9 protein-coding genes are annotated in these 11,622 nt (G+C 45.4%); 7 read left to right on the forward strand and 2 right to left on the reverse strand.

Annotated features, from left to right (window positions below):
- The first annotated feature begins 95 nt into the window (after positions 1 to 95).
- On the forward strand, positions 96 to 479 hold the full coding sequence (locus AC1DE7_RS13745; RefSeq protein ID WP_282320592.1) for a VOC family protein: 384 nt from the start codon (positions 96 to 98) through the stop codon (positions 477 to 479).
- Between the two features lie 63 nt (positions 480 to 542).
- On the opposite strand, the gene AC1DE7_RS13750 is transcribed toward AC1DE7_RS13745, so the two are convergent.
- Entirely contained in the window at positions 543 to 3,194 is a 2,652-nt protein-coding gene (locus AC1DE7_RS13750) for a cation-translocating P-type ATPase (RefSeq protein ID WP_340984544.1), read from the reverse strand.
- Positions 3,195 to 3,503: 309 nt separating this feature from the next.
- Here AC1DE7_RS13750 and hcp point away from each other — a divergent pair, with 309 nt between their 5' ends.
- The 6 genes from hcp to AC1DE7_RS13780 all read left to right on the forward strand — a co-directional run bounded on the left by hcp (position 3,504) and on the right by AC1DE7_RS13780 (position 11,078).
- Positions 3,504 to 4,796 carry a hydroxylamine reductase gene (gene hcp / locus AC1DE7_RS13755; protein ID WP_036617450.1) on the forward strand — a complete coding sequence of 431 codons (1,293 nt, stop codon included), beginning with the start codon at positions 3,504 to 3,506 and terminating at the stop codon, positions 4,794 to 4,796.
- Between the two features lie 297 nt (positions 4,797 to 5,093).
- Entirely contained in the window at positions 5,094 to 6,503 is a 1,410-nt protein-coding gene (locus AC1DE7_RS13760; protein ID WP_477534586.1) for a PTS transporter subunit EIIC, read from the forward strand.
- A gap of 226 nt (positions 6,504 to 6,729) precedes the next feature.
- Positions 6,730 to 8,355 carry a helix-turn-helix domain-containing protein gene (locus AC1DE7_RS13765; protein ID WP_477534587.1) on the forward strand — a complete coding sequence of 542 codons (1,626 nt, stop codon included), beginning with the start codon at positions 6,730 to 6,732 and terminating at the stop codon, positions 8,353 to 8,355.
- Between the two features lie 102 nt (positions 8,356 to 8,457).
- Complete coding sequence (locus tag AC1DE7_RS13770; RefSeq protein WP_036617457.1) at positions 8,458 to 9,474, forward strand: ABC transporter substrate-binding protein; 1,017 nt, start codon at positions 8,458 to 8,460, stop codon at positions 9,472 to 9,474.
- Entirely contained in the window at positions 9,475 to 10,506 is a 1,032-nt protein-coding gene (locus tag AC1DE7_RS13775; RefSeq protein ID WP_477534588.1) for an NAD(P)/FAD-dependent oxidoreductase, read from the forward strand. It begins immediately after the preceding gene.
- Positions 10,507 to 10,679: 173 nt separating this feature from the next.
- Entirely contained in the window at positions 10,680 to 11,078 is a 399-nt protein-coding gene (locus AC1DE7_RS13780; protein ID WP_127550127.1) for a hypothetical protein, read from the forward strand.
- 420 nt (positions 11,079 to 11,498) lie between these two features.
- Here the strand turns inward: AC1DE7_RS13780 and AC1DE7_RS13785 are convergent, their stop codons facing one another.
- Positions 11,499 to 11,609, reverse strand: a complete 111-nt coding sequence (locus tag AC1DE7_RS13785; RefSeq protein WP_477534596.1) for a hypothetical protein — start codon at positions 11,607 to 11,609, stop codon at positions 11,499 to 11,501.
- Between the last annotated feature and the right edge of the window lie 13 nt (positions 11,610 to 11,622).

Here is an 11,622-nt window from a genome sequence, read left to right on the forward strand (position 1 = left end):
ATAGACTAGTTCCCTGAAATTGGGTAAAATGGTGGTTGGAATAAATAAGTTTGAAAACATAACTGGATTTGATTATATTTTAAGGAGTTTACAGTATGAATCATTTATTATTAATGTCCCACAGCGTATTTCCGACTCTGGATATGAAGCGAACGGCGCAGTTTTATGAAGAAAAGATGGGCTTTCGGGTGGTCGAATATCTTGATGCCACGGAACCTCATATCTGCCTGTATCGTGATCTTACCGAGATTATTTTAACCCAAAGCAATGGACAGAAAGTTATACCCAACAGAGAATTATATGGCTATGGATATGATGCATATTTTATTACCCAGAACCAGGAAGAGCTTCAGCAGGAATTGATCAACGCAGATGTGAAAATCGTACGTGTCCTCAATCATACAGACTATAATAACAAGGAGTTTGTGATCGAGGATATCGATGGACGCTGGATCGCTTTTGGCATCAAACAGGGGTAATTAGATACAGAAACAGGCGCTCCGATAACGGGCGCCTGTTTGTGCATGTTATATCTACAAATCTTACGCCGCAGTAACTTGTTTACCGCGATTACGAATCCACTTGATGACATCCATCAGAATGACGGCGACAAGTGCAAGTCCGCCTGCAATCAGGAACTCATTCCAGCCGAATGTATCCGGGATGGCGAAGACACCGCGAACACCTGGAATCAGTGTAATTGCATAGAGACACAGACATACCAGAATGGAGCCAAGCACGAATTTATTGGTCATAAAGCCCACCTGGAAGATGGTTTGTGTGTTGGAACGTGCTGCAAATGTTTGCAGACTACGTGCGAGAATCAAGGTTGTGAAGGCCATAGCCACACTGATTTCCTCCGAGATGCCAAGTCCGATATATTGGGACACGATAACAGCCGCACCAATCAGGACACCACGCGTAATCACGGCCTGCAGGGTTCCACCTGCGAAGATGCCTTCGTTAATGTCACGGGGTTTACGCCGCATGACATCTGGCTCGGGTTTCTCTGTACCCAAAGCAATGGCAGGCAGGGAGTCGTTCACCAGATTGATGAACAGTAGCTGAAGGGCCGTAAATGGATTAACCCAGCCGACGATCAAGGCAAACAAAATGGCGATAATCGCGCCGAGGTTACCGGCAAACAGGTATGCGATGGCTTTTTTGATGTTATCAAATACCATCCGTCCAACACTGACCGCATTCACGATGGAGACAAAGTTATCATCCGTCAGAATCATGGCAGCCGCATCCTTGGCGACATCTGTTCCGCTACCCATCGCTACGCCGATGTCGGCCTGTTTCAGCGCGGGTGCGTCATTAACTCCATCTCCGGTCATGGCTGCCACTTTGCCTTTACGCTGCCAAGCACGAACAATCCGGATTTTGTTTTCAGGAGATACCCTTGCGTAAACCGAGATATGTTCGAGTTGTTGATCCAGCTCCTCATCAGACATTTTGTCCAGTTCGGCTCCGGTAATGGCGAGGTCATCCGGTTCGGCAAGGCCGATATCCACACCGATCGCCTGAGCCGTCGTTTTGTGATCTCCAGTGATCATGATGGTGCGAATGCCCGCTTTTTTGGACTCTTCAATAGAACCGTATACCGCTTCACGCGGTGGGTCAATCATCGCTGTCAAACCAACCAGTGTCAGATCATGCTCGTCATCAATGGTGACCTGGTTTTTATCATCGAACTTTTTGTACGCGTAGGCCAGCACACGGAAGGCACGTTTGGAGAAGGCCTCATTTTTTTCTTCAAATTGTGTACGAATCTCGGGTGTTAGGGGCTGAACCTCACCGTTGATAAACACATGACTACAGCGGCTGAACAGCACATCCGGTCCACCTTTGGTCAGCAAAGCCGTCTGTCCCTCGAAGGTATGCACCGTACTCATGAGCTTTCGATCCGAGTCAAAAGGAAGCTCAGCTTCACGAGGGAACTGGTCACGGATTTCATTGTAATCCTTGTTCACCCGGTTGCTGAAGGCAATCAGGGCCACTTCGGTTGGATCACCCAATTCCTTGCCTTCCTGGTTAATATTCGAATCATTGCAGAGCACTGCAATATGTAACAGACGCCGTTCCTCTTCCGACCACTGATCGGGATCATCGGGGAATTCGTCCTTGGTGCCATGGGGAATGTAATAATCCACGACAGTCATCTTATTCTGAGTTAGCGTTCCGGTTTTATCCGTACAGATGATACTGGCAGAACCGAGCGCCTCAACAGCAGGCAGTCTGCGAATGATCGCATGTTGTTTGGCCATCTTATTTGTTCCGAGTGACAATACGATAGTCACAATGGAGGATAACGCCTCAGGAATGGCAGCAACGGCAACAGCTACGGCAAACATCAGTGCATTTACGATGGAAGGCCCGATATTCTCCGTACCTTCGGTCAACCATACACGACCGGCTTCGATGCCAAAGATGAGAATCGACAAGCCTAGGATGAAAAAGCCCAGTTTTTTGCTGAATGATTCCAACTTGCGCTGTAATGGTGTGTTCTTGGCTTCGGCATTTTCAATCAGTTCGGCAATTTTGCCGATTTCGGTTTTGAGAGCCGTACCTGTAATGACAAGCATGCCCCGTCCATATACGACGAGTGAGCCACTGAAGGCCATATTGCGACGATCTCCAATAGGCGCTTCATCCGGAATGGCATCGGCGTGTTTCTCCGCAGCTTCGGATTCTCCGGTCAACATGCCTTCGTTGATTTTCAGACTTCCTGATTCCAGGATACGCCCGTCTGCCGGGACATAATCACCTGCATCCAGCATAACAATATCACCGGGAACGAGTTCCCTTGCTGGAATAGTCTTTTTCTGCCCGTCACGAATGACCTTGGCTTCGGGTGCAGACATTTGTTTCAGCGCGTCAAGCGAACTCTCGGCTTTTTTGGTCTGAACTACACTGATCACTGCGTTGAGCAAAATAACCAGGAATATGATCAATGATTCAATCAGGTGTCCAAGTACAACCTGTACCGCGGCTGCAATCAGCAGCACGATGACCATCGGATCTTTGAAATTTTCGAGGAACAGTTTCCAAACTGGTGTTGCATCTTTACCTTTTAACTCGTTATATCCTTCCGTTTCAATTCTCTTGGCAGCTTCGGAGGTCGTAAGTCCCTTGGAGGAACTCTGTACATCCTGAAGGGTTTCCTCCGCACTGTGTCTGTAATGTTGCAATTGACCAGCTCCTTGAATATTAGATTTCTCTGTGTATTACCCTTACGGGCAAAATCTAGAATCGTTTCATTTTCGTATTTTTTTAAGATTATGGATTTATACGTTTTTAGCTGTACACAGTATTTTTCATAATGATCCGAGATATGCCTTTTTTTGAATGTTATTATTTCCAGTTTGGATGATAATCTGGAGAACCAAATATAGATGTTGGATCAGAAACTGTGTGCACCATCACACTAGCTCATATCAGGGTCTGTTACGCTATTACATAACGAACTGCGTTTAATCTAAGTTTGGAGGGGAAACCATATGTTTTGTTATCAGTGCGAACAGACGCCGAGTGGCGGGTGTACCGTGGTAGGGGTATGCGGCAAAAACGAAACAATCGCAAGTTTGCAGGATACGATGATTTTTGCGTTAAAAGGCATCGCTGCTTATGCGACACATGCACGCCAGTTGGGATATTCTGATCCTGAGGTGGATCGGATTACACATGAGGCATTATATATGACATTAACGAACTCGAATTTTAATGTACAGGAACATCTGGAGATGGCGATGAAGGTAGGTAATGCAGCAATCCGCATTATGGATGTGTTGGATCGTGCACACACGGACCGCTTTGGTGTACCGCAACCGATTACGGTTAGCCAGAACCAGATTGAAGGACAGTGCATCGTGGTAACGGGACATAATCTGTATGCATTGGAGGAGTTGCTTCGTCAAACTGAAGGGAAAGGAATCAACATCTATACCCACTCGGAAATGTTGCCTGCGCACGGTTATCCTGCGCTGAAGAAATACGCCCATCTCAAGGGTAATATCGGCAAAGCCTGGTACGATCAGAGAAGACTTTTCGAACAATTCCCGGGTGCTATTCTTGCAACGACGAACTGTGTTATGCCGATCAAAGGCACCTATGCAGACCGCTTTTTCTCCTACGAAGTGGCGGGTCTGGAGGGTGTGGCCAAGATTATGGATGATGACTTCTCACCGCTGATTGAACGTGCATTGTCTCTGCCTGCGGCTAATGTACAATCGGAGCAAGTCTTAACGACAGGATACCATCATGAGACCGTGATTGGGCTTGCGCCCGAGATTATTCAAGCGGTGAAAGACGGGCATATCCGTCGATTCTTCGTTATTGCTGGTTGTGATGCGCCAGGCAAAGGTGGCAACTACTATCGTGAACTCGCGACATCCTTGCCGAATGATACCGTAATTCTGACGACTTCCTGTGGCAAGTTCCGCTTCAACGATGTGGATTATGGTACGGTTGGAGACACGGGTATACCGCGTTATATCGATCTGGGTCAATGCAACAATTCCGGTTCTACGGTGAAAATTGCAATGGCTTTGGCGGATGCTTTTGGCTGTACCGTGAACGAGTTACCTGTCAGCATTGTGCTGTCCTGGTTTGAGCAAAAAGCAGTTGCGATCCTCCTTGGCCTGTTCAGCCTCGGCATTCAGGACATTCGTATTGGACCAAAACCGCCTGAGTTTATATCGGAAGGTGTCTTGGATGTACTCGTAGATATGTTTGGTCTGAAGTTAATTACAACGGCAGAAGAAGATATGAACGCGATGTTGGCACTGTCATAGGATGAGGATGTATATTTACGTGCATCGCCATCTGATGACTGCGAATGTCGGTTGTGAGTATGAAGAGTATGACTCATAAGTACAGATGGATAAGAGCCTACATAAAAGTAGGCTTTTTTGCTTTTTCGACTTTCATAGGTCCATATACCTTGTATAAATGAACATGAAATGTCAGGGAAATTAGTTTTTTTATCCTATTGAAGTTTTTTCATGGAAATGTGTATATAGATAGAGGCATATTAGATCATAACACATCACAAAACACGGGTTTACCGTAATATGAGGAGATCGTACATAATGCATAACACACAGATTGAAGATTGGTTGAAACTCGCAGGTGGCAAGGAGAACATCAAGCTCGTAGAACACGATAAGGGTACAACGACGTTGGCGCTGAAGGAAAGTACAAAATTGAACATGTCGGCTCTTACCTCCGCAGATGTTGTAGCAAATGTTCGGGTAACAGGTGAGCAGTGCCATCTGGTAATAAGAGATGAATCTTCACTCATCTACAATACGTTACTGGGTATGGACGCTTGGGAATCTACAGGGACAGCGTTGCAGGAAGAAGGACACACGAAGAAGAACAGATTCTCGATCTTACATTTTGTATCCGATGTGTTCAGGCCCTTGATGCCTGCTATTCTCGGAGCCGCTGTTATTAAGATTTTACTTGCTATAATTACGTTAATGGATACGTACGGTTCAGCGGATTCTTCTGCACTGATGGACAGCCAGACCTTTACGATATTCAGTATCATTGGAAATAGTGTTATTTATCTACTGCCTGTATTGGTAGCAATCAGCACAGCTTATCGGTTGAAGAGCAATATCTATGTTGCAGCATCTATTGGTGGATTGATGTACCATCCGGAGATGACCATGATGATGTCAGGTGAACAAGACGTCCATTTCCTGGGCTTGCCACTCGTGTCCCAGCCTGCTTTTTATACTACTGCGATCTGGGTCATTCTAACGATCTGTGCAGCGGCCTACCTGGAAAAAGCCGTTGAACGATGGAGTCCAAAATTCTCCAAAGGGATGGTTGCCCCATTCCTGACGTTACTGATTCTTGTTCCGTTAGTATTGATGATACTTGGTCCAGTTGGCACTTGGATTGATGAATATCTGCCGGAAGCATTGGATTCACTAGTAGCTAATGCTCCAGTGGTGTCGGTGATGTTACTGGGAGCTGTCTTCTCACTGATGTTAATTATAGGATTACACTACTGGCTGATTGCCATCATCATTAATGAAATGGTTATGAATGGTGGTTCTATGGTGATCGCTGCCATGTTAGTGGCGATTGTTGGACAAGCGGGGGCCGCGTTCGCAAACGGAATCCGCTCGAAAGAGCCAACATCCAGAAGACTTGCTTTCTGGGCAACGGGAACATCCCTCCTTGGAGTTGTAGAGCCTGCATTGTATGCGGTCAACTTGAGAAAAAGATCCTCTTTCTACGCGGCATTGCTGGGTGGAGCTACGGGTGGACTATATTTCGGATTGTTATCTGTCAAGGCATTTGCTATGGTGGGGAATCCGAGCTTGGTCAGCCTCCCGCTCTTCATCGAAGAGGGTGGCTTGAATCTGTTACACACTTGCATTGGTGTGGTTATTGCGTTTGGTGTCTCAGGTGGACTAACGTATTGGATGGCAGGAAAAGGACAGAAACGGGGACAGGGGTCACCGAAAGCTAGTATTGATTAATACGTAAAACGTACTAATTGAAAAAGTAGTATTAAAGTTGTAATAAAGAGCCTGTACCTGATGGTACGGGCTTTTTTGTTGTGTTTTTCTGATTAAAGTAATGAGATGTACAATCGCTGTCCACCATTTTATTCAAGCCATAGCTTGTTGGTTATGGAGTTGTCATGTATTTTGATATAGTGAAACCTATAAATCTGGATTACTAATCCCTTTGAAAGGATAACCTATGTCTGACAACATGGAATGGATTGCTCAATGGAAGTCAACGAATGCACTAAGCAACACATGGATAACGAAAGGCGAGCAGCATCACTTTTTCAGTCACACCTTGATATTTATCATTGATGGAAAAGCGATCTGGAATATAAATGGACACCGAGTTCACGTCTCCTATGGAGAATTAATTGCGGTTGAAGAGAACTCCGTAATGGAGGTCATTGAAGGTGGCAACCTGGATCTGGCAGGCTGGCATGTTCAGTTCGATACATATTCGGTGCTGCATGATAGACGGGAAGCTGAGAAGTTCGAATGGCGGTTACCGTCAGGAGAGGCGTATCAGAAAGTGCAACTGTCCGGTGGAGGTCTGGCAAGTATCATTCAGCATTGGAGTGAAGTGCATACACCGGATCAGAGTGCAGAAAGAGTTGGCAATCAGCATTTGTTATATGAGTTGTTAAGTAATCTATATCGGAAACAGCCGGATAACGAGTTGGAGCCAGAACACGGTATACTTCGCTCCATTGACTACATGCAGCAGCATTATGATCAGGTCATTACACGTACACAGTTAGCTCAGATTGCCGGTATTAGTCCATGGCATTATTCCCGCAAATTTAGTGAGCGATATGGTAAGCCACCTCTGGATTATCTTGCACACTACCGGATCTACCGTGCGCAGGAAGAACTGATATTAACCGCTGCAACCTCACAGGATATTGCCAAAAAGTCTGGATTTGAAGATGCTCATTATTTTAGCCGACGCTTCAAACAGTTGACTGGCGTATCACCTAAGATATATAGGCAGACGATGACGCAGCGCAAGATGGTGTCACTTTCTCCAATCTGTGCAGAAATTATGATTCATCTGGGTGTCATCCCCCATGCCGTAGTGGTCACCCCAATCCTGCTGTCCCCACATCACCATGAACAATTTATAGCGCATGGAGTGCAGATGCTGGAGGTAACACAGTATGAGGTGGAGATAGAACTTGTTCGACAAGTTCAACCGGAGATGTTGATAGGAAACGTATTGACGGAAGAGGTCAAAAGGGAACTGCGCACAATTGCACCGATTCTAACCGGACTTCATCAAGATGTAGAACCAATGCTCGATCAATTGGCAGCCTGGTTTCTTAAAGAAGAAGATGCTCATAGACTGCATCAGCAGATGAAACACGAAGTCAGCGTAGCTAAGCGACAGTTGCAACCCATCATCCAATCCGCGGCCACAGTCATGTTGCTGAGGGTAGAAGCGTTTGGTTATCGATATCTGGGGGGGAATTCACACGGGGTATCACACTTGTTATATGAACAGCTTGGATTAACACTGCCGCAAGCACTGGATTCAGGTACAGCATGGTTTAACCCATGTTCGCTTGAACTACTCACACAAGCCAATCCCGATTATCTGTTTGTGGAGAAGCGGATCATGCAGCACTTCAGCGCTGAAGAGAATATGAGGAAACTATGGGAGAGTCCGCAATGGAATGACCTCAAGGCTGTGAAAAATAATCGGGTATTTTACGTAGATACTCACCTGTGGGTAGACGGTCACGGAATTACGGGACACACTCTGATTCTGAATCAGATCGTTCGCAATCTTACGGAATCTTTTCATGAGAGAGCACAATAATCCAACTGATTACGCACGATATGCTATGGAAGCAACACTTCTTATTTGATACTATTTGATAATAATTATCATTATCAATATACATAAGGGGCGAAGTATATCATGTCACGAAGATTTAAAGGGTTGGGTATCATGCTGTTGGTGATTAGTGTAATGCTGGCGGCATGTTCCGGTGGAACCAAGGAAGAGAACGCTACAGCTGGAACAGCAGGCGCTCCAACTGAAGGAGTAGCGAGTACTGCAGAACAAACAGCGACTGAAAGTGGGACTAAGGTGGTGAAGGATCAGTTTGGAGAAGTAATGATTCCAACTCATCCTCAAAATCTGGTTGTGTTTGATTCGATTTATGCCGAGTATCTGATTGAAATGGGTGTTACACCCCAAATCGTTTTGTTAACTCCAGAAGTTGAAGCGGAATACCGCCCTGAGTATTTGAAAGAACACGGGGTCCAAATCATTGAAGTCGAGCAATATCAATATAATTATGAGCAGTTGCTTGCGTTGTCACCGGATATGATCCTTGCAGCTGGCGAAGGAATGGAACAGGGCGTATATGATGAATTGTCCAAAATCGCTCCTACAGTGGCACTTGATGCCAACAGTGAAATGAAACGTGCTATGCCAAAGCTGGCTGCCATATTTGACAAGAACGAAGAATCTGCCAAAGTACTGGCTGAATTCGATGAGAAAGCCTCACAAGCGAAAGAGAAAATCGCGGCAGCCTTGGGAGAAAAGACCGTATTGGTTCTCCGGGTTGAGCACAATCGTTACCGTTTCATGGGTCCCAAAGGAGGAAGTAGCAGTGTTTTCTTCTATGATATTCTTGGTCTGAATAGTCCTGATGCTATTAAAGATTCTACAGATTGGTTTAGCCAGTTCTCTCTGGAATTCTTGCCTGAGATGAATCCGGATTATATTTTCCTGGAAGACAGAACCCTCGTAGGTTATGACACGAAGAAATCTATGGAAGATCTCAAAGCAAGCCAGGTGTGGTCTAATCTGGAGGCTGTGAAGAATGATCATGTCTTCCCGTTGAAGACAAGCCAATTCGTATCGGGTGTGGGTCCAATTGGCTCTGTAAAATTGATGGACTATGTTGTTGAAAAGTTGGTGCCTTAAATGACAACCGAGACACAATTGGATATCTACGATATTACGATCATTGGTGGTGGACCTGCTGGCATGTATGCCTCATTTTATAGTGGTATGAGAGCCATGCGTACCAAGATCATCGAAGCCAAACAGGAACTCGGTGGATTCATGCGTACTTACCCGGAGAAGCTGATCTGGGATGTAGGCGGGATTGATCCGATTCGCTGTGAGAAACTGATTGAATCGCTGGAAAGACAGGCGAGAACGTTCGATCCAACGATTGTATTTGGGCAGGAAATAGCCGAGCTTGAACGACGTGAGGATGGTGTATTTGTACTCATTTCCAAAACAGGCGAACGTCACTACACACGTACCATCCTGTTATGTGCGGGCAGAGGTATGACTCAGGTGCAGAAGCTGGATGTCGAGGGTGCCAATCGGTATGAGCTGACAAATCTGCACTATACGATAACCGACCTGTCCCGATTTGCCGGGAAGCGTGTTCTGATCTCGGGTGGCGGCGATTCCGCAGTCGACTGGGCGAATGAACTGGGCAAGATCGCAAGTGAAGTTACGGTAGCACACAGACGTCATGAGTTTACCGGACACGAGTCGCCAGTTGCTCAGATGAAAGCTCAAGCGAGCGTCATGACGCCATTTAACATCTCACGCTTATACGGTACAGGTGACAAAATCGATCGTGTTGAGCTAGCCCATGTAGAAACTGGTGAGATCACACTTGTTGAAGTGGATGAAGTTGTCGTAAGCCATGGGTATGATCGTGATTTTGGTAACCTTGTGCAATGGGGACTGGCGCGTGAAGATTACGGCGTATCCGTTGATCAGCGCATGCGTACCAACATTCCAGGTATCTTTGGAGCGGGTGATTTCATCACTTATGGAAGCAAAGTCAGGCTGATCGCAGGTGCTTTTAACGATGCGGTGCTCGCAGTCAACAGTGCCAAGACGTATCTGGAACCTGCTGCTTCCGATATGGCGGGTGTCTCTTCCCATAATGCCCGTTTTTATGAGAAAAACAAAGCGCTCTCCAATACGTAGATAGGTTTTGCACGGAGGGAAGGCAATCTGAAGAGCCCGAACAAGTTCGAGATTTACTCGAAATTGTTCGGGCTTTTTTCAATAGAATGATGAAGTAAGGAAATGAAATACAAGTTGAAGAAATGATATAATCATAACAAAGAAATATGAAAGATCACTATGGGAGGTAGCAGATGAAAAATATAAACAAATTTATATCTTCTCCTCTTGAATTTGAGGTCTTGGAGCATGACCAGGTGATTGCCAAAGTGAAGTTGGATTATAGCAATCAAACGGTTGATGTATGGCAAGATCACAATGTATCGCCTGTGTTTCTTCCTTTTCCAAACAAGTCCAAGGTGACCGTAGGGGATGTACTAGATTATTTCGAATCAAGATGTTTCCCTCGCACCAGACATCATGCCGATAAAATTTTGCAATCATTAGGTCTGAATGATTATGTAGCTTCGGAGATCGTAAAACAAACACATGGTGTGTTATATGATGATTATGTCTGGATTAGATTTTCTAATGAGGAGTTGTCTTGTGCTGATGTCCATCCCCGTTTTGCAGGTGAGCAAGGATTCTCGTAAGACTTTTGTCAGTAGTAGCAAGATTTTGAGATAGTTGCTCAAATTTTAAGATCCCAGATTCGAAAGTATGAACACTTATTTTTGTAACTAGATATTTATAGTCTTTCGGCTTATGATCATTGACGACAGCGAGATATTCATACCAAATAAAACAGCGCCACCTGAATCGTTCTGGTGGGCGCTGTTTGTGTAACCTTTTTTGAGATGGATAAAAACTTGAATCCCCAGACTGCCGATCTTGGCGAATGGAAAGAGGATTTTCTAAGGAACTCAGGACATCTTATTTGGCCTTCAGCTCCTCTTCTTAAATTCTAAGGAACCTCAGACACGTTATCTACCAAAATGCCCTTATAAAAACACTGAAAACGGCTTGTTAATCGGATATAGAGTGTCTCTGGACCTATGTCAAAAAAGTAGACACTACGCTACGGATTTGTCCGTAAATTGCATCGCAAAACGAGCAGGAGAAAGATACCCTAGCGCGCCATGCATTCGCTTGCGGTTGTAATAGAACTCGATGTACTGGTAGATGGCAGTATAAGCC

Source organism: Paenibacillus sp. 10L310 (genome assembly GCF_056395745.1).